Annotated in this window: 15 protein-coding genes; 8 read left to right on the forward strand and 7 right to left on the reverse strand. The window is 65.4% G+C overall.

The features are described 5' to 3' along the window. Positions 1-34 precede the first annotated feature (34 nt). From deoC to EJ073_RS17815, 4 genes are all read left to right on the forward strand, one after another. Positions 35-1,081, forward strand: a complete 1,047-nt coding sequence (gene deoC / locus EJ073_RS17800; protein WP_126056904.1) for a deoxyribose-phosphate aldolase — start codon at positions 35-37, stop codon at positions 1,079-1,081. A gap of 52 nt (positions 1,082-1,133) precedes the next feature. Continuing rightward, the gene (locus EJ073_RS17805) at positions 1,134-3,509 is read left to right on the forward strand and encodes an aldehyde dehydrogenase family protein (protein ID WP_126056905.1); all 2,376 of its coding nucleotides are present in this window, start codon (positions 1,134-1,136) and stop codon (positions 3,507-3,509) included. A gap of 182 nt (positions 3,510-3,691) precedes the next feature. Then, the gene (locus EJ073_RS17810; protein WP_126056906.1) at positions 3,692-4,423 is read left to right on the forward strand and encodes an SDR family oxidoreductase; all 732 of its coding nucleotides are present in this window, start codon (positions 3,692-3,694) and stop codon (positions 4,421-4,423) included. Positions 4,424-4,617: 194 nt separating this feature from the next. After that, complete coding sequence (locus EJ073_RS17815) at positions 4,618-5,463, forward strand: fumarylacetoacetate hydrolase family protein (protein WP_126056907.1); 846 nt, start codon at positions 4,618-4,620, stop codon at positions 5,461-5,463. A 199-nt stretch (positions 5,464-5,662) separates the two neighbouring features. Here the strand turns inward: EJ073_RS17815 and EJ073_RS17820 are convergent, their stop codons facing one another. From EJ073_RS17820 to EJ073_RS17850, 6 genes are all read right to left on the reverse strand, one after another. After that, complete coding sequence (locus tag EJ073_RS17820; RefSeq protein ID WP_126056908.1) at positions 5,663-6,661, reverse strand: ABC transporter ATP-binding protein; 999 nt, start codon at positions 6,659-6,661, stop codon at positions 5,663-5,665. A 225-nt stretch (positions 6,662-6,886) separates the two neighbouring features. Next, a complete protein-coding gene (locus EJ073_RS17830) occupies positions 6,887-7,948 on the reverse strand; it encodes a Gfo/Idh/MocA family oxidoreductase (RefSeq protein ID WP_126056909.1) in 1,062 nt (353 codons plus the stop codon). Beyond that, positions 7,945-8,784, reverse strand: coding sequence for a carbohydrate ABC transporter permease (locus EJ073_RS17835; RefSeq protein WP_126056910.1), 840 nt, complete (start codon positions 8,782-8,784; stop codon positions 7,945-7,947). Before EJ073_RS17835 ends, EJ073_RS17830 begins: the two co-directional genes overlap by 4 nt. Positions 8,785-8,792: 8 nt before the next feature. Beyond that, positions 8,793-9,722, reverse strand: a complete 930-nt coding sequence (locus tag EJ073_RS17840; protein ID WP_126056911.1) for a sugar ABC transporter permease — start codon at positions 9,720-9,722, stop codon at positions 8,793-8,795. Between the two features lie 243 nt (positions 9,723-9,965). Then, a complete protein-coding gene (locus tag EJ073_RS17845) occupies positions 9,966-11,225 on the reverse strand; it encodes an ABC transporter substrate-binding protein (protein WP_126056912.1) in 1,260 nt (419 codons plus the stop codon). Positions 11,226-11,277: 52 nt separating this feature from the next. Then, positions 11,278-12,186 (reverse strand): N-acetylmuramic acid 6-phosphate etherase, encoded by a 909-nt coding sequence (locus EJ073_RS17850; RefSeq protein ID WP_126056913.1) that lies wholly within the window; start codon positions 12,184-12,186, stop codon positions 11,278-11,280. Between the two features lie 200 nt (positions 12,187-12,386). Between EJ073_RS17850 and EJ073_RS17855 the strand changes: the two genes are divergently transcribed. Genes EJ073_RS17855 through nagA form a run of 4 tightly spaced genes read left to right on the forward strand, consistent with a single transcriptional unit; the run spans position 12,387 to position 16,226 of the window. Further along, positions 12,387-13,268 (forward strand): N-acetylglucosamine kinase, encoded by an 882-nt coding sequence (locus EJ073_RS17855; RefSeq protein WP_126056914.1) that lies wholly within the window; start codon positions 12,387-12,389, stop codon positions 13,266-13,268. Then, positions 13,265-14,044 (forward strand): GntR family transcriptional regulator, encoded by a 780-nt coding sequence (locus EJ073_RS17860; RefSeq protein ID WP_126056915.1) that lies wholly within the window; start codon positions 13,265-13,267, stop codon positions 14,042-14,044. The genes EJ073_RS17855 and EJ073_RS17860 overlap by 4 nt, the downstream gene beginning before the upstream one ends. Then, complete coding sequence (locus EJ073_RS17865) at positions 14,041-15,072, forward strand: SIS domain-containing protein (RefSeq protein WP_126056916.1); 1,032 nt, start codon at positions 14,041-14,043, stop codon at positions 15,070-15,072. The genes EJ073_RS17860 and EJ073_RS17865 overlap by 4 nt, the downstream gene beginning before the upstream one ends. Beyond that, positions 15,069-16,226, forward strand: a complete 1,158-nt coding sequence (gene nagA / locus EJ073_RS17870; protein WP_126056917.1) for an N-acetylglucosamine-6-phosphate deacetylase — start codon at positions 15,069-15,071, stop codon at positions 16,224-16,226. Before EJ073_RS17865 ends, nagA begins: the two co-directional genes overlap by 4 nt. 227 nt (positions 16,227-16,453) lie before the next feature. On the opposite strand, the gene EJ073_RS17875 is transcribed toward nagA, so the two are convergent. Beyond that, a complete protein-coding gene (locus EJ073_RS17875; RefSeq protein ID WP_126056918.1) occupies positions 16,454-17,980 on the reverse strand; it encodes a malonyl-CoA synthase in 1,527 nt (508 codons plus the stop codon). Positions 17,981-18,057: the final 77 nt, after the last annotated feature.

Below are 18,057 nucleotides of genomic sequence, written 5' to 3' on the forward strand. Positions count from 1 at the left end.
ATTAAGCGCAAGCCGCTGAATGGAAGGGCAGGAGATGAGCAGCACAATCCGCGACGCCGACCTCGGCGCGTCCAAGGTCACCTCGCTGCCGGCGCGCGCCGCCGCCAACACGCCCGTGCCGCAAGGCCATATTGCGCGCAATCCCGGCATGCGGCTCGATCTCGGCTTCCTGGAATCGGTGCGCAGCGTCAACCGTTCGGCGCTGGAGCGCCGCGTCGCGACGCTGACCAAGCGACGCTCGATCAAGGCCGACAACCAGGCGGCCTGGCTGCTGCGCGCCGTCGCCTGCATGGACCTGACGACGCTGAACTCCAATGACACCGACGAGCGGGTGCGCCGGCTCTGCGCCAAGGCGATCAACCCGTTCCGCCGCGATATCGTCGAGGGGCTGGGCATAGAAGGCGAAACCATCCGGCCGGCCGCGGTCTGCGTCTACCATCCCTTCGTCGCCACGGCCGTCGATGCGGTGCGCGGCACCGGCATCCATGTCGCTGCCGTGTCCACCGCCTTTCCGCACGGCCTGGCGCCATTGTCGACGCGCCTGCAGGAGATCGAGGCCTCGGTCCGCGACGGCGCCGACGAGATCGACGTCGTCATCCCGCGCGGCCTGGTCTATGGCGCAAAATGGCAGGAGCTGTTCAACGAGATCGTCGCCATGCGCGAGGCCTGCGGCGACGCGCATCTCAAGGTCATCCTTGGCACCGGCGACCTCGCCACGCTGCGCAACGTCATGCTGGCCTCGATGGTGGCGATGATGGCGGGCGCCGACTTCATCAAGACCTCGACCGGCAAGGAGAGCGTCAACGCCACGCTTCCCGTCGGCCTCGCCATGGTGCGCGCCATCCGCGCCTATTTCGAGGAGACCGGCTACCTCATCGGCTTCAAGCCGGCCGGCGGCATTTCCACCGCCAAGGTCTCGCTCGACTGGCTGGTGCTGATGAAGGAAGAGCTTGGGCGACCGTGGCTGGAGCCGGAGCTGTTCCGCTTCGGTGCGTCCAGCCTACTCACCGACATCGAGCGTCAGCTCGAGCATCATTTGACCGGGCACTATTCGGCCAACCATCGCCACGCGATGGCCTAGCCCGCGAAGTCGCCCGCCAAGAACCAAAAACCTTCTGCGGTAGGAGCGCCCCATGAACATTCTCGAACGCTATCACGCCATGGAGTACGGCCCGGCGCCGGAGGCGCGCAACGAGGCGGATGCCTGGCTCGCTGGCCGCGACTTCTCCAAGGCGCTGTTCATCGGCGGCGAGTGGAAGGCAGCCGCCGGCGGCAAGACCTTCGAGACCAGCGAGCCGTCCTCCGGCAAGCTGCTCGCCAAGCTTTCGGATGCCGGCGCCGCCGACATCGATGCGGCGGTCGCGGCCGCCACGAAGGCGCTGCCGAAATGGAGCGCCAGCTCAGGCTATCAACGCGCCAAGGTGCTCTACGCCATCGGCCGCGCCATGCAGCGCCACCAGCGCCTGTTCGCGGTGCTGGAATCAATCGACAACGGCAAGCCGATCCGCGAGAGCCGCGACATCGACGTGCCGCTGGCCATCCGCCATTTCATCCACCATGCCGGCTGGGCGCAGGCGCTGGACAGGGATTTTCCCGATCACAAGGGTGTTGGCGTCGTCGGCCAGATCATTCCCTGGAATTTCCCGCTGCTGATGCTGGCCTGGAAGATCGCCCCGGCGCTCGCCGCCGGCTGCACGGTGGTGTTGAAGCCGGCAGAATTCACGCCGCTGACCGCTGTCCTGTTCGCGGAGATCTGCGAGCGTGCTGGAGTTCCCAAGGGCGTCGTCAACATCGTCCAGGGCGGGCCGGAAGCGGGTGCGGCGATCGTCAACCATCCCGGCATCCAGAAGATCGCCTTCACCGGCTCCTCCGAGGTCGGCAAGATCATCCGCAAGGCGACCGCCGGATCGGGCAAGAAACTGTCGCTGGAGCTCGGCGGCAAGTCGGCCTTCCTCGTGTTCGAGGACGCCGATCTCGACAGCGCCGTCGAGGGCCTGGTCGACGGCATCTGGTTCAACCAGGGTCAGGTCTGTTGCGCCGGCTCGCGCCTGCTGGTGCAGGAAGGCGTCGCCGATGCCTTCATCGCCAAGGTCAAGGTGAGGATGAGCCGGCTGCGTCTCGGCAGCCCACTCGACAAGAACACCGATATCGGGCCGCTGGTCGACCGCAGCCAGCTCGACCGGGTCAAGGGGCTGGTCGCCGAAGGAGCAAAACAGGGAGCCGTCTGCTGGCAGCCGGACGCGGCCTTGCCGTCTTCCGGCTACTACCACCTGCCGACGCTCGCCACCGGTGTTTCGCCGGCTAATATACTTGCCCAGGAAGAAGTCTTCGGCCCGGTGCTGGCAGTCATGAGCTTCCGCAACACCGAGGAAGCGATCGATCTCGCCAACAACACACGCTATGGGCTTGCCGCTTCGGTCTGGAGCGAGAACATCAACCTTGCGCTGCATGTCGCGCCACAGCTGAAGGCCGGCGTCGTCTGGGTCAACGGCACCAACATGTTCGACGCCGCCTGTGGCTTCGGCGGCTACCGCGAAAGCGGTTTTGGCCGCGAGGGCGGACGCGAGGGCATGTATGAATATCTGGCGGCGAAGCTGCCGCTCGGCCCGGTCATCAAGGCAGCGGCTGCCGCTTCAGCTCAGCCTGTTGAACAGGCCGATGGCACCGTCATCGACCGCACGGCAAAGCTGTTCATCGGCGGCAAGCAGGTCCGGCCGGACGGCAACTATTCGCTCGCCATCGCAACCTCCAAGGGCAGGCTTGCCGGCGAAGTGGGTCTCGGCAACCGCAAGGACATCCGCGATGCGGTTTCCGCTGCCCGCGCATGCAAGGCGTGGCCGGAGGCGACCGCATTCAATCGCAGCCAGGTGCTTTACTATCTGGCTGAAAACCTGTCCGGCCGCGCCGACGAGTTCGCCGCCCGTCTGGTCCAGCTGACCGGCGTGACGGCGAAGGCCGCGCGCGAGGAGGTCGAGCAGTCGATCGAACGATTGTTCCTCTATGCCGGCCTGACCGACAAGTTCGAGGGCCGCGTGCACCAGCCGCCGGCGCGCGCCGTCACGCTTGCCCTGCACGAGCCGGTCGGCGTCGTCGGCGTCGTGGCGCCCGACAATCAGCCGCTGCTCGGCTTCATCTCGCTGGTGGCGCCGGCGCTCGCCATGGGCAACACCGTGGTGGCCGTGCCTTCCGAGCGGCATCCGCTGCTCGCCACCGATCTCTATCAGGTAATCGAGTATTCCGACATTCCGGCTGGCGCCATCAACATCGTCACCGGCCGCAGCGCCGAGCTCGCCGGCGTGCTGGCCAAGCATGACGATGTCGACGGGCTCTGGGTATTCGCCGATGCCGAGACCTGCGCCAAGGCGGAGGCCGACTCCATCGGCAACCTCAAGCGCGTCTGGAGCGGCAATGGCCGCGGCCTCGACTGGGCATCGGACGACGCCGCCGGCGAGGCGTTCCTGCGCCGTGCCATCGAGGTAAAGAACGTCTGGGTGCCCTACGGCGATTGACACCTGACCGGTGCGGCGTTTGTCGCAGCCTTCGGGCTTGACGGGTTCGGAAATGTTCTTTACCGAGAAAAAACAATTGGCCTCCAGCAGACAGCGGCTCAGGCGGAACCATAGTGTCCGCCTGGCACATTGCGTCCCGCCTGGCTGCCGCTAAAACGCTCGCGAGAACCTGGAGAGAAAGAATGGCGGATCTGGCAGGCAAGGTGGTTGTTGTCACCGCGGCGGCGCAAGGCATCGGCCGGGCGAGCGCACTGGCTTTCGCCAAGGCCGGCGCCATGGTCCATGCCACCGACATCAACGAGGCGCTGCTCGCCGAACTCGCCAGGACGTCAGGCATCAAGACCCGCAAACTGGACGTGCTCGACGACGCGGCGGTCAACGCCGCGATCGCCGAGATCGGCCCGGTCGACGTGCTGTTCAACTGCGCCGGCTTCGTCCATGCGGGCTCGATCCTCGAGATGAAGGACGCCGACCTCGACTTCGCCTTCAACCTCAATGTGCGCGCGATGATCCGCACCATCCGCGCCGTGCTGCCGGGCATGCTGGAGCGCGGCGACGGATCGATCATCAACATGTCTTCGGTCGCCGGCGCCGGCAAGGGCGTGCCCAACCGTTTCGCCTATGGTGTCACCAAGGCCGCCGTCATCGGCCTGACTAAGGCGATCGCTGCCGACTATGTCGCCAAGGGCATTCGCTGCAATGCCATCTGCCCGGGCACGGTCGAGAGCCCATCGCTGCAGGACCGCATGCATGCGCAGGGGGATTACGAAGCGGCCCGCGCCGCCTTCATCGCCCGCCAGCCGATGGGACGCCTCGGCACGCCCGAGGAAATCGCCGATCTCGCCGTCTATCTGGCCGGCGCCACCTATACGTCAGGGCAGGCCTACAATATCGACGGCGGCTGGTCGATCTGACCTCGGTCCGGAACGGTCCGGATCGGTCCGGATCGAGAAGTCTGAAAATCCCGCGCGCCGGCTGCCAGAAGCGGCGTCCGTGCTTGCCCGGGACCGGCGCGATGGGTACGGTCCGCCCGGTTTCCGCAAGGGAGCCGTCGCCTCGGCGGAGAGTTTGCAAACGGCCACGGGCCGCAAGTAGGAGAAAAATCCAGATGAAACTGCTGCGCTATGGCGAGGTGGGGAGCGAACGTCCCGGCCTGCTCGATGCGGATGGGACGATCCGCGACCTCTCGGCCCATGTCGCCGACATTGGCGGCACGGCGCTTCATCCGGAATCGCTGGATAAGCTGTCGAAGCTCGATGCGAAATCGCTGCCGGCGGTTTCCGGCAAGCCGCGCATAGGCGCCTGCGTTGCCGGCACCGGCAAGTTCATCTGCATCGGCCTCAACTATTCCGATCATGCCGCCGAGACCGGCGCCACAGTGCCGCCGGAGCCGATCATCTTCATGAAGGCGAGCTCGGCGATTGTCGGGCCAGACGACGATGTGCTGATCCCGCGCGGCTCAGTCAAGACCGACTGGGAGGTCGAGCTCGGCGTCGTCATCGGCAAGACCGCGAAATATGTCTCGGAAGCCGAGGCTCTGGATTATGTTGCCGGCTACTGCGTCTCGCACGACGTGTCAGAGCGCGCCTTCCAGGCCGAGCGCCAGGGCCAGTGGACCAAGGGCAAGAGCTGCGACACGTTCGGCCCGATCGGCCCCTGGCTGGTCACCAAGGACGAGGTGGCCGACCCGCAGAACATCAAGATGTGGCTAACCGTCAACGGCAAGACGATGCAGAACGGCTCGACCAAGACCATGGTCTACGGCGTCGCCTATCTGGTCTCCTATCTCAGCCAGTTCATGTCGCTGCATCCGGGCGACATCATCTCCACCGGCACGCCGCCCGGCGTCGGGCTCGGCATGAAGCCGCCGGTGTTTTTGAAGGCCGGCGACGTGGTCGAACTCGGCATTGAGGGCATGGGCCAGCAGAAGCAGACGTTCAAGGCGGACGCGTAAGGCGCGACCTTGCCTTCTCCCCTTGCGGGAGAAGGTGGCCGCAAAGCGGCCGGATGAGGGGTGTGACGGATCTCGGCGCTGCCAAGCGCCCGGGATGCCTTCAATCCTAGAGGGCGCACTCCGCTGGAACACCCCTCATCCGTCTCGGCGCTACGCGCCGATCCACCTTCTCCCACAAGGGGAGAAGGCGAGGTCGCGCCTACTTCAACACTCTCCCATCCGCTCCAAACCGATACGTCTTCGCCGGATCCGGCGTCGCATAGAGCGTCGAGCCCGGCTCGGCGTTGTAGACCCCGAAGATGCGCACGGTGAGCAGCCCGGCCTTCTCGCAGTCGAGATAGAGGTTGGTGTCGGCGCCGAGATGCTCGGCGTGCACCACCGTGCCCTTCCAGGCGCCTGATGTCGTGTCGACGGTCAGGTGCTCGGGCCGTACGCCGACGGTCTTCGCCGTCTCGCCGAGCCTGGCGCCGTCGATGAAGTTCATCTTCGGCGAACCGATGAAGCCGGCGACGAATTCATTCGCCGGCGAATTGTAGAGCTCCATCGGGCCGCCGATCTGCTCGATGCGGCCGGCGTTGAGCACTACGATCTTGTCGGCCAGCGTCATCGCCTCGACCTGGTCGTGGGTGACGTAGATCATCGTCGCCTTCAGACGGCGATGCAGCTGCGCGATCTCCAGCCTGGTGTTGACGCGAAGCGCTGCATCGAGGTTCGACAACGGCTCGTCGAAGAGGAACAGCTTAGGCTCGCGCACCACGGCGCGGCCGATGGCGACGCGCTGGCGCTGGCCGCCCGAAAGTTCGGCCGGACGCCGCTCAAGATAGGGCTCCAGAGACAGCATCGAGGACGCGACGCCGATGCGGCGGTCGATCTCGGCCGCCGGGGTGCCGGCCTGCTTGAGGCCGAGGCTCATATTGTTCTTCACCGTCAGATGCGGATAGAGCGCATAGGTCTGGAACACCATGGCGATGCCGCGCTTGGCGGGCGGCGTGACGGAGACGTCCTGGCCGTCGATCACAACCCGGCCCGAGGTCGAATCCTCAAGCCCAGCAATGACCCTCAGCAGCGTCGACTTTCCGCAGCCGGAAGGGCCGACGAAGACGACGAACTCACCGTCATTGACCTCTAGGTCGATGCCTTTCAGCACCTCGACCGGCCCGAAAGCCTTTTTCACTTTCTCGATGTTCAGCGAACCCACGGCGGACCTCCAAATTTATGCGTGGGCGCCAAGGCACCCCCTCTGTCCTGCCGGACATCTCCCCCTCAAGGGGGGAGATTGGCAGCTTCGTCCAAGGCATCCGCCTTGCAACGTTGGTGATTGGCGAAAGTAGATGCGATAGTCGATCTCCCCCCTTGAGGGGGAGATGGCCGGCAGGCCAAAGGGGGGCGCCGTAGAGTGCAACCTCTGACGATAGTTCCCTTGTCACAACCGCACCACCTTACCGCTGCGCACGCTTTCGTCGGCGGCGAGGCAGACGGCGAGCGACTTGACCGCGTCGTCCATATGCCGGGTGAGGTCGATGTCCTCGCGGATGGCCTTGAGCAGGAAGGCCTGCTCGAGGTCGCAGAGCTCCTGATGGCCGGGCTCGCCTTCCATGGACAGCAACTCGTCCTGTTTCGCGAATCTGCCGTCCGCCCCGGTCGCCGCGCTGTGCAAGCGGATGGTCGAGGTCTTGGTGTGGGTGTCGATGTCGTCGGATTTGATGCCTTCCTTCATGACGATCGACACGCAGCCCTTGGGCGAGATGACGTCCTTCACGAAGAAGGCGGTCTCCGAGATCATCGGACCCCAGCCGGCCTCATACCAGCCGACCGAGCCGTCCTCGAACAGCACCTGCAGGTGGCCGTAATTGTACATCGAAGGCGCGACCTCCTCGGTCAGCCTGACCCCCATGCCGCGCACCTCGACCGGATTGGCATCGGTGATCTGCAGCATGACGTCGAGATAGTGCACCCCGCAGTCGACGATCGGCGACGTCGTCTGCATCAGCTGCTTGTGCGTGCCCCAGGTGTGGCCTGACGATTGCTGGTTGAGGTTCATGCGGAACACGTAAGGACCGCCGAGCTTGCGCGCCTCGGCGATCAGCCTGACCCAGGACGGATGGTGGCGCAGGATGTAGCCGATCACCAGCTTCCTGCCGTTGGCCTTGGCGGCGGCGACGACGCGTTTGGCGTCGGCCACCGTGGTTGCCAGCGGCTTTTCGACAAAGACATGGCAGCCGGCCTCGAACGCCCGCACCGCATAGTCGGCATGACTGTCGGAATAGGTGGCGATCGCGGCAACATCAGGCTTCTCCTCACGCAACGCGTTCTCGAAGGAACGCCTGATGCCGTAGCCCGAGAGCCCTTCCGGCAGCGGCACGTCGGAGCGGTTGACGAGCGCGGCGATCTCGAAGCCCGGATTGGTGTGATAGGCCAGCGCATGGCTGCGGCCCATATTGCCGAGCCCTGCGACGACAACGCGAAGAGGTTTTTGCGAACTCACTTCACGGCTCCCGAGGTGATGCCGCGGATCAGCTGCCGCGAGAAGATGACGTAGAGGATCAGCACCGGCAGGATCGCCAACGACAGCGCCGCCAGGATCGCGTTCCAGTTGGTGACGAACTGGCCGAGGAAGAGCTGGGCGCCGAGCGTCACCGTCTTGGTCTCCTCCGACGGCGCGAGGATCAGCGGGAACCACAGGTCGTTCCAGATCGGGATCATGGTGAAGACGGCAACCGTCGCCATGGACGGGCGCACCAGCGGCAGCACCAGCCGGAAGAAGATCGTGTATTCCGACAGACCGTCGATGCGCCCCGCATTCTTCAGATCGTCGGACACCTGCTTCATGAACTCCGACAGAATGAAGATGGCGAGCGGCAGGCCTTGCGCGGTGTAGACCAGGATCAGCGCTGTCAGCGTGTTGACCAACCCGCTTGCCACCATCAGTTGCAGGATGGCGACCGTGCCAAGGCGGATCGGGATCATGATGCCGAGCGCCAGGTAGAGCCCCATCATCGTGTTGCCGCGGAAGCGGTATTCCGACAGCGCGAAGCCGGCCATGGCGCCGAACAGCAGCACGAAGAACAGCGAGGCGACGGTGACGACGAGGCTGTTCTGGAAATAGTGGATGAAGTCACCCTGGCCGATCACCGTGGTATAGCCGATCAGGTCGAAGGTCTTCGGCGTCGGCGGCGTCAGCGGCGCGCCGAAGATCGCGGCGCGCGACTTGAACGAATTGACGATGACCAGGATGACCGGAAACAGCGCGATCGCCGTATAGGTCAACAGGACGGCGTGGGCGCCGATGGTGCGGGGAAGCGAATGGGTTGCAGTGCTCATGGCGCGCCTCAGAACTGATACCGACGCAGGCGCGTCTGGATGAGGAACAGGTAGACGCAGACGCCGCCGAGGATGATCAGGAACATCATCGTGGCGATCGCGGCGCCCATGTTGGGGTCGCCGACCTGCAGCTGGAAGCCGAAGAAGGCGCGGTAGAGGAAGGTGCCGAGGATGTCGGTCGAATAGTTCGGCCCGGCGAGCGCCCCTTGCGCGGTGTAGATCAGGTCGAACGCATTGAAATTGCCGACGAAGGTGAGGATCGAGATGATGCCGATCGAGGGCAGGATCAGCGGCAGCTTGATCTTCCAGAACTGCGCCATGCCGGTGACGCCATCGCATTCGGCGGCCTCGATCACCTCGTCCGGGATCGACAGCAGCGCGGCATAGATCAGCATCATCGGGATGCCGACGAACTGCCAGACCGAGACAAGACTGAGCGCGGTCAACGCATATTGCTCCTTGCCCAGCCAAGGCGTGAACAGGCTCTTCAGGCCGACGAAATCGAGCAAATGCGGCGCCACGCCCCACAGCGGCGACAGGATCAGCTTCCAGGCGAAGCCGACAATGACGAAGGACAGGATGGTCGGCACGAAGATCGCCGTGCGGTAGAAGGCGGCGAACCGCAGCCTTGGGCTGGAGAGCAGTGCGGCCAGCAGCACGCCGATCGGGTTCTGCACCAGCATGTGGATGATGAAGAACCAGACATTGTTCCTCAGCGCATTCCAGAAGCCCACTGACCAGTTAGGGTCGCCGAACAGCGTGCGGAAATTGGCGAGTCCGACGAAGACCTGGGACTGCTCGATGTTGCGGAACAGCGACAGCTGCAGCGTGCCGGCAAGCGGCAGGATCATGATCGCCGTGTAGACGAGCACGGCCGGCGCCAGGAAGACGGCGATGTGCCAGCGGATCGGTCTTTTCGGTCGTGTTTCTGCGGCCATGAGTTCGGTCCCCGCCGTTCAACGTCTTGGCGAAATGGTTGACGGCAGCGCTGCCCCTCACCCTTACCCTCTCCCCGTGAAGGAGAGGGGGGCGCCGGCGGTGCGGCAAGTCCCTTCTCCCCGTCACTATACGGGGAGAAGGTGCCGGCAGGCGGATGAGGGGCGGCGCCGTCGTTTGCGGTCGATGCTATTGAAAACCGCAGGGCCATTCACTCGGAACGACCCTGCTTGCTGCCCGAGGCTTTACTTCGCCGGCTTGTACCAGCTGTCGAGGCCGTCCTGCAGCTTCTTGGCGGCCGCTTCCGGCGTGTCGGTGCCGTTGATGACATTGGCCGATCCAACCCAGGTCTCGTTCTCGAGGTTCGGCGTGCCGCGCCCCAAAATCTGGTAGGTCGAGCGGATCGTGGACTTGCACTTGCCGCGCCAGGAGACGAATTCCTGCGCCAGCGGGTCTTCCATCTTCACCGGCGTGCTGTTCAGGCTGAAGAAGCCCGGAAGCGCGTTGGCGTAAATGGTGGCGAAGTCCGGCGAGGCGACCCAGGACAGGAACTTCTTGGCCGCATCGGCGTTCTTCGACGCTGCGTTCAGACCCATGCCGATATCGGTGTGGTCGGAGATGTAGCAGGTGTCGCCGGCCTTCTGCACCGGCGGCGGGAAGGCCCCCATCTTGAACTGCGCCTGGGTGTTGAACAGCGCGATTTCCCACGAGCCGGCCGGGTAGATGGCGGCGCGGCCGAGCGTGAACAGGTTCTGGCTGTCCGGATAGGTCTGGGCCTCGAATCCATCGCCGAGATAGGGCTTCCACTTGGCCAGTTCCTTGTAGGGCTCGACCCAGTCGGCGTCGGTCAGCTTCTGCTCGCCCTTGATCAGTGCCTGGCGGCCTTCCTCGCCCTTCCAGTAGTTCGGGCCGATGTTCTGGTAGCCCATGGTCGCGGCTTCCCAGAGGTCCTTGGTGCCCATCGCCATCGGGATGTAGGTGCCGTCGGCCTTTATCTTGTCGAGCGCGGCGTAGAACTCCTCATTGGTGGTCGGCACCTTGATGCCGAGCTTGTCGAAGGCGTCCTTGTTGTAGATGAAGCCGTGGATGACCGAAGCCATCGGCACGCAGAACGTCGCCTTGCCGTCGTCGGTCTGCCAGGCAGACTTGGCCACGGGAGAGAAATTCTCCATGCCCGGCAGCGCCGACAGATCGGCGAGATTGCCCTTCTGGTAGAGCACCAGCGACTTGTCGAACGGGCGGCAGGTGATCAGGTCGCCCGCCGAGCCAGCGGTGAGCTTGGCGCCGAGCGCGGCGTCATATTCGGTCGGCGCCGACGGCGCGAACACCACCTTGATGCCCGGGTTCTTGGCTTCGAAGGCCGGGATCAGCTTGTCCTTCCAGATGGTCAGGTCGTCGCCGCGCCAGCTTTCGATGTTGAGCGTAACGTCATCGGCATAGGCCACCCCGGCGGAGCCGAGGATGCTTGTGCCGAGCAGAAGGGCCGTCAGTAGTTTGGTCGTCATTTTCAGTCTCCCTGTTGACCTTTTTCAGGTTCGGTTTTGATGAGAACAGAGGCTAGCGCCCCTTGCTCCCCTCGATCGCGGAAAGGGCCGGCCGGAGCTTGCGGCCGGTCCCTTCCAGTATCTTCTCGGCCGCATCGGCGTTGGCAGCACCCGCGGCGAGCAGAATGGCGGTCTTAACAACGCCGCCGCTCTTTTCGAGCAGGCGCGCAGCATCGTCCCTGCCGCACCCGCCGATGGCGGCGACGATGCGGGCCGCGCGGTCGCGCAGCTTGATGTTGTCGGCGGTGAGGTTGACCATGTAGCCGTCATGGACATGGCCGAGATGAATGGCGGCCAAGGTCGATAGCATGTTGAGGGCGATCTTCTGGGCGGTGCCGGCGCCCATGCGCGTCGAGCCGGCAATCAGTTCGGGCGGCGTCTCGAGCACGATCGCGACATCGGCCAACCGGAACAACGGCACGTCCCTGTTGTTGGCGATGGCAATGGTCGCGGCGCCCCGGCTCCGCGCGTCCTCGAGTGCGGCGACCGCATAGGGCGTCGAGCCGCTGGCGGAGATGGCGATCAGGCAGTCGCCCTCGCCGATTCCGGCGGCGGCGACCGCGGCCGAGGCCTCATCGGTGTCGTCCTCGGGTCCGCCGGCGAGCGTATGGAAGGCCTCGTCGCCGCCGGCGATCAGGATGGCGATGCGGTCGCGCCCGATACCGAAGGTGCCGGGAAGCTCCAGCGCGTCGGCAACCGCCATCAGGCCCGAACTGCCGGCCGCCGCATAGGCGAGCCTGCCGCCGTCCTTCAGGCGCTCCGCGACGATTTCGGCTGCAGCGGCTATGGCGGGAATGGCGCCGCGCACGGCCTTCGCGGCCTCGATCTGTGCATCGGCAAGAAAGGAAAGGATGGCGTCCGGAGCCTGGATATCCAGCCCCTCGGCATTCTGGTGATGCGCTTCGGTGCGCTTCTCGGCCATCCGATGTCCTCCAACTGACAAAACAATACCAAAAAAATACCACTTGTCCACATCGATTAACGAAATTCGTTGCCTCAAAATCGTCTTGCCGGCAAAATATCGTGGTTTTTCAATAAAATACGCCTTAATCTTTTTGAAAGCGAAATTAACTCTTGGCTATTGGTATTTTATTGGTATTATCCGTCCGGAGGAGAAATCGCGTGAATTTCGTACTTGGCATCGATGGCGGCGGCACCAGCTGCAGGGCGGCCCTTGCGACCGCTGACGGCGTCGTGCTTGGCCGCGCCAAAAGCGGCGCCGCCAACATCCGCACCGACCTCACCGGCGCCAGGACCAACATCGTCGAGGCGGCAAGGCAGGCCTTCGTCGCCGCCGGCAAGGATCCGGAACTCATCCCGCAAACGCCCGCCATTCTCGGCCTCGCCGGCGCCAATGTCGGCACTTACAGGCAGCAACTCGAAGCGATCCTGCCGTTCAGCGCCAGCCGCGTCGAGACCGACGCCGAGATCGCGCTGGAGGGTGCGGTCGGGCCCAGCGACGGCGCCATGGCCATCCTCGGCACCGGCACCGCCTATATGGCGCGCAAGGCGGGCAAGTCACGCGCCATCGGCGGCTGGGGTTTTCAAGTCGGCGACCAGGGCAGCGGCGCCCGCATCGGCCGCGACCTGCTGGAGCAGTCGCTGCTCGCCTATGACGGCATCCGTCCTGCCTCGCCCCTCACCGAGGCGATGCTCGCCGTCTTCCGCAACAACCCGGAGGACGTCGTCGAGTTCACCACCAATGCCAAGCCCGGCGACTTCGGCGGTTTCGCGCCAAAGGTGTTCGACCATGCCGCCAAGGGCGATCTTGTCGCCAACTGGATCCTCGACAAGGCGGTTGCCGATGTCGAAGCCTCGCTCGGGGCGCTCGACCTTGCCGACGACACACCGCTCTGCCTGCTCGGTGGGCTGGCGCCGCTCTACGCGCCGCGGCTTTCGGCGCGTTACCAGACGCTGCTGAAGCCGGCGCTCGACGATGCGCTGGGCGGCGCCGTTCAGATGGCGGTGCGCATCTTTGCCTCTGGTTCGGGGGCCGCCCGATGAGCGCCGCCGACCAGATCTTCGCCATGCTGAAGGAATCGTCACAAAGCGGCGCGCCGCTCTACCTGCAGCTGAGGAAGAGCATCGAGGAAGCGGTCAATCGCGGCCTGATCGGGCCAGGCGACGCGCTGCCGTCGGAGCGCGACATCGCCAGCAAGGCCGATATCTCGCGCGTCACCGTGCGCAAGGCGGTGCAAGACCTGGTCAAGGGCGGCATTCTAGTCCAGCGCCACGGCTCCGGCACCTTCGTGGCGCCGCGCATGGAGCGCGTCGAGCAGTCGTTGTCGAGGCTCACCTCCTTCACCGAGGACATGGCGCGCCGCGGTATGGTGGTGCGCTCGGCCTGGCTCGACCGTGGCCTTTATGCGCCCTCGCCTGACGAGATGATGGTCCTCGGCCTGTCGTCGAACGAGCTGGTAGCGCGGGTGGCGCGCCTGCGCATCGCCAACGACACGCCGCTGGCGATCGAGCGCGCCGCGCTCTCGGCCAGCGTGCTGCCCGATCCCGAGGCGATCGGCACTTCGCTCTATGCCGCACTGGAAATGACCGGCAACCGGCCAGTGCGGGCGGTGCAGCGCATTTCCGCCGCGAATCTCGGCGATGGCGATGCGCGGCTGCTGGAAGTGCCGCCCGGGATTGCCGGCCTGCATATCGAACGTATTTCCTATCTTGCGAGCGGCAAGGTGATCGAATTCACCCGCTCGATTTACAGGGGCGACGCTTACGATTTCGTCGCCGAACTCCGGCTGACCGGGCCGGGAGAGGAGAGCCGGCCATGAGCGCGACCATCACCCATATGCGGCGCGAGATCGAAGAGATCCCGGAAGCAACCGCCCGCCTGCTCGACGGTTCGGCGGCGGTGCTGACCGAGGCCGGGCGCGGTATCCGCGAGCGCGATCCGAGTTTCGTCGTCACCGTCGCGCGCGGCTCATCCGACCATGCCGCCACCTTCATGAAATACGCCGTCGAGCTGACCGCCGGCCTTGCCGTCGCCTCGGTCGGCCCGTCCATCGCCTCGATCTATGGCGCCAGGCTGAGGCTCGCCGGCTCCGCCTGCCTGGCGATCTCGCAATCGGGCAAGAGTCCCGACATCGTCGCCATGGCGGAGACGGCCAGGGCCGGCGGCGCGCTCACCGTCGCCATCACCAACACCGCCGATTCGCCGCTGGCGCGCGCCTCGGACTTTGCCATCGACATCCTCGCCGGACCGGAGCGCAGCGTCGCCGCGACCAAGACCTTCGTCAATTCGGCCGTCGCTGGCCTGGCGCTGATGGCGCATTGCACCGGCGACGAGGCGCTGCTTGCGGCATTGGCGCACCTGCCCGAGCATTTCGAGAAGGCAATCGCCTGCGACTGGATGGCGCTGGCCGGCCCACTGGAGACGCCGCGGTCGCTGTTCATCCTCGGTCGCGGCCCGTCGGCGGCGATGGCCAACGAGGCGGCGCTGAAATTCAAGGAGACCTGCGGCATGCATGCCGAAGCCTACAGCGCGGCCGAGGTCATGCACGGACCGCTGGCGCTGGTCGGGCCGGGCTTTCCGGTGCTGGCGCTCGCCGCCCGCGACGCTTCCGAACCGTCGGTCGCCGAGGCGGCCGACAATCTGGCCGGCAAGGGCGCGGCCGTCTTCGTGACATCCGGCAAGGCGACCAAGGCACGGGCCCTGCCCTATGTGGCGACCGGCCATCCGCTGACCGATCCGCTGGCGTTGATCGTGTCGTTCTATGGCTTCGTCGAGGCCTTTGCCCGCCATCGCGGCCTCGACCCCGATACGCCGCGCAATTTGCGCAAGGTGACGGAAACCGTATGAGCGACCGTTTCGCCCTCACTGGCGCCCGCATCTTCGACGGCGCCGACTGGCACGACAATGCCGCCCTCGTGGTGAGCGGCGGCCTGGTCGAGGCCATCCTCCCCGCCGGCGCCATTCCGGCCGGTGTCGATCGCATCGAGACCGACGGCCTGCTGGCGCCGGGCTTCGTCGACCTGCAGGTCAATGGCGGCGGCGGCGTCATGCTCAACGACCATCCCGACGTCACCTCGATCGAGACCATTTGCCGGGCGCACGCCCCGTTCGGCACCACGGCGCTTTTGCCGACGCTGATCACCGATACGCCAGCGATCACGGCGGCTGCCGTCGCGGCCGGCGCCGCGGCGGCGCGGCAGAAGGTGCCGGGCTTCCTCGGCCTGCATCTCGAGGGCCCGCATCTGTCGGTCGCCCGCAAGGGCGCGCATGACCCGGCGCTGATCCGGCCGATGACGGACGTGGACCAGGCGGCGCTGATCGCGGCGCGGAAAGACCTGCCCGTGCTGCTGACCACGATCGCGCCCGAATCGGTCGAGCCGGCGCGCGTCACGGCCCTGGCAATGGCCGGCCTCATCGTCAGCCTCGGCCATTCCGACACCACCTATGTCACGGCGAGCGCTTTCGCGGCCGCCGGCGCAACGGTGGTGACCCATCTCTTCAACGCCATGAGCCAGATCGGCAACCGCGAGCCAGGACTGGCCGGTGCCGCCATCGCCACAGGCGGCCTGTCGGCCGGCATCATTGCCGACGGCATCCATGTCGATCCCGCCACCATGGCGATCGCGCTGCGCGCCAAGAAGGGGCCGGGGAAAATCGTGCTGGTCACCGACGCCATGGCGACGATCGGCACCGACATGACATCGTTCACGCTGAACGGCCGCACCATCTACCGCAAGGACGGCAGCCTCAGACTGGCCGACGGCACGCTGGCCGGGGCCGATCTCGACATGATCTCGGCCGTGCGCTTCATGCACCGCGGCGTCGGGCTTGAGCTTGGCGAGGCACTGCGCATGGCTTCGCTCTATCCGGCCGAGGCGATCGGCCAGGCGCACCGGCTTGGCCGCTTCGCCAACGGCACCGCCGCCGACATCGTGGCACTATCGGAGGATCTGGACGTGAAGAGCGTCTGGATCGGCGGGAAGAAGTTGTTCGGGGCGTAGGCCATCGATCCCACCGTCAATTGGGAAACCAACGTTCGCAATTGGCCGGAACCCTTCGCGCATCGTCATCCTCGGGCTTGACCCGAGGATCCATGCCGTGACCTGTGACGTAAAGTGTAACGGTGCAGAATTCTGTAAACGTTGCAACGCCTTGGCGTCTCGGCATGGATCCTAGGGTCTACGCCGCGTCGCTTCGCACCTTGCTTCGCCCTAGGATGACGAAGCTATTAGCCGGCTCGAACCGCTGCGTAGAGATCCTTGTAGGTCTCGCGCAAAACGTTCTTCTGCACCTTGCCCATGGTGTTGCGGGGCAACTCGTCGACGAAGATCACCTGCTTCGGATGTTTGTATCGGGCGAGCCGGCCCGCAATGGCGTCAAGGACGTCGGCCGCGCCGATGGCCGAGCCCGGCTTGCGCACCACGACCGCGGTGACACCCTCGCCGAAGTCCGGATGAGCGACGCCGATCACCGCGCTTTCGCTAACGCCGGCAAGCGCATCGATCTCGCCTTCGATCTCCTTGGGGTAGATGTTGTAGCCGCCGGAAATGATCAGGTCCTTGCCGCGCCCGACGATATGCACATAGCCGTCCCGGTCGATGAGGCCGAGATCGCCGGTGATGAAGAAGCCGTCGGGACGGAATTCGGCCGTGGTCTTTTCCGGCATCCGCCAGTAGCCGGCAAAGACGTTCGGGCCCTTCACCTCGATTATGCCGACCTTGCCCTGAGCAAGCGACCCGCTGCCGTCTGGATCGGCGATGCGCAGCGAAACACCCGGCAAAGGAAAGCCGACCGTGCCGGCGCGCCGCTCGCCATCATAGGGGTTGGACGTGTTCATATTGGTCTCGGTCATGCCGTAGCGCTCGAGGATGGCGTGGCCGGTGCGCTCGCGCCAGGCGGCATGCGTCTCGGCCAGCAACGGCGCAGACCCGGAAATGAACAGGCGGATGTTCTTGGCCGCCTGGGCGTCCAGGCCCTCCTGCTGCAGAAGCCTGACATAAAAGGTCGGCACGCCCATCAATGCCGTGGCGCGCGGCAGCAGCGCGATGATGCGGGCCGGGTCGAATTTTGCTTCGAACAGCATCGAGGCGCCGGCCATCAGGATGACGTTGGTGGCCACGAAGAGGCCATGCGTGTGGAAGATCGGCAGCGCATGGATTAGGACGTCATCGGACGTGAAGCGCCAGTACTCGACCAGCACATGTGCGTTCGACGCAAGGTTCTCGTGGCTGAGCATGGCGCCCTTCGAGCGGCCGGTCGTGCCCGATGTGTAGAGGATCGCGGCAAGGTCGTCCGGTCCGCGCGCCACGTCGTTGAAATCCGCCTGATATCCGGAAGCGCTTTCCGGCAGCGAACCGTCGCCGTGCTGGCCAAGCGTCGCCAGCGCCGCGCCGGACGCTTGCGCCAGCGGGGCGATATCGGCCGCCCTTGCCGGGTCGCAGACCACCAGCCGTGGTTCGGCATCGCCAAAGAAATAGCGGAGTTCCGGCGGCGTGTAGGCGGTGTTGAGCGGCAGGAAGACGGCGCCGGCGCGCAGGCAAGCGAGGTAGAGCAGCACCGCTTCCGGGCTCTTCTCGACCTGCACGGCGACGCGGTCGCCCGGCGCCACGCCGGATTGCACCAGCGCATGCGCCAGCTGCGCCGATCGCGCCAGCATGTCGCCATAGGTGAGAGATCGCCCATCATCCGTCCGCATAAGCAGCCGCTGCGGCGCCGTGACGCGGGCGCGAAAAGCGTCGAACAGGTGATTGCTCATTGTTGCTCCCGCGAATGGCGCGGCGAATCCTGAATTCGCATCGTTTCGGTCAGAGCGAATATCAGATTTGAGGCTGA

This window comes from Mesorhizobium sp. M4B.F.Ca.ET.058.02.1.1 (genome assembly GCF_003952505.1).
In the GTDB taxonomy this organism is placed as follows: Bacteria; Pseudomonadota; Alphaproteobacteria; order Rhizobiales; family Rhizobiaceae; genus Mesorhizobium.

Excerpts from the sequence above, each read along its gene's own strand:
- deoC (WP_126056904.1), top strand. The coding sequence starts at position 35 with ATGAGCAGCACAATCCGCGACGCCGACCTCGGCGCGTCCAAGGTCACC.
- EJ073_RS17835 (WP_126056910.1), bottom strand. The coding sequence starts at position 8,784 with ATGAGCACTGCAACCCATTCGCTTCCCCGCACCATCGGCGCCCACGCC.
- EJ073_RS17810 (WP_126056906.1), top strand. The coding sequence starts at position 3,692 with ATGGCGGATCTGGCAGGCAAGGTGGTTGTTGTCACCGCGGCGGCGCAA.
- nagA (WP_126056917.1), top strand. The coding sequence starts at position 15,069 with ATGAGCGACCGTTTCGCCCTCACTGGCGCCCGCATCTTCGACGGCGCC.
- EJ073_RS17815 (WP_126056907.1), top strand. The coding sequence starts at position 4,618 with ATGAAACTGCTGCGCTATGGCGAGGTGGGGAGCGAACGTCCCGGCCTG.
- EJ073_RS17805 (WP_126056905.1), top strand. The coding sequence starts at position 1,134 with ATGAACATTCTCGAACGCTATCACGCCATGGAGTACGGCCCGGCGCCG.
- EJ073_RS17850 (WP_126056913.1), bottom strand. The coding sequence starts at position 12,186 with ATGGCCGAGAAGCGCACCGAAGCGCATCACCAGAATGCCGAGGGGCTG.
- EJ073_RS17845 (WP_126056912.1), bottom strand. The coding sequence starts at position 11,225 with ATGACGACCAAACTACTGACGGCCCTTCTGCTCGGCACAAGCATCCTC.
- EJ073_RS17860 (WP_126056915.1), top strand. The coding sequence starts at position 13,265 with ATGAGCGCCGCCGACCAGATCTTCGCCATGCTGAAGGAATCGTCACAA.
- EJ073_RS17875 (WP_126056918.1), bottom strand. The coding sequence starts at position 17,980 with ATGAGCAATCACCTGTTCGACGCTTTTCGCGCCCGCGTCACGGCGCCG.
- EJ073_RS17840 (WP_126056911.1), bottom strand. The coding sequence starts at position 9,722 with ATGGCCGCAGAAACACGACCGAAAAGACCGATCCGCTGGCACATCGCC.
- EJ073_RS17865 (WP_126056916.1), top strand. The coding sequence starts at position 14,041 with ATGAGCGCGACCATCACCCATATGCGGCGCGAGATCGAAGAGATCCCG.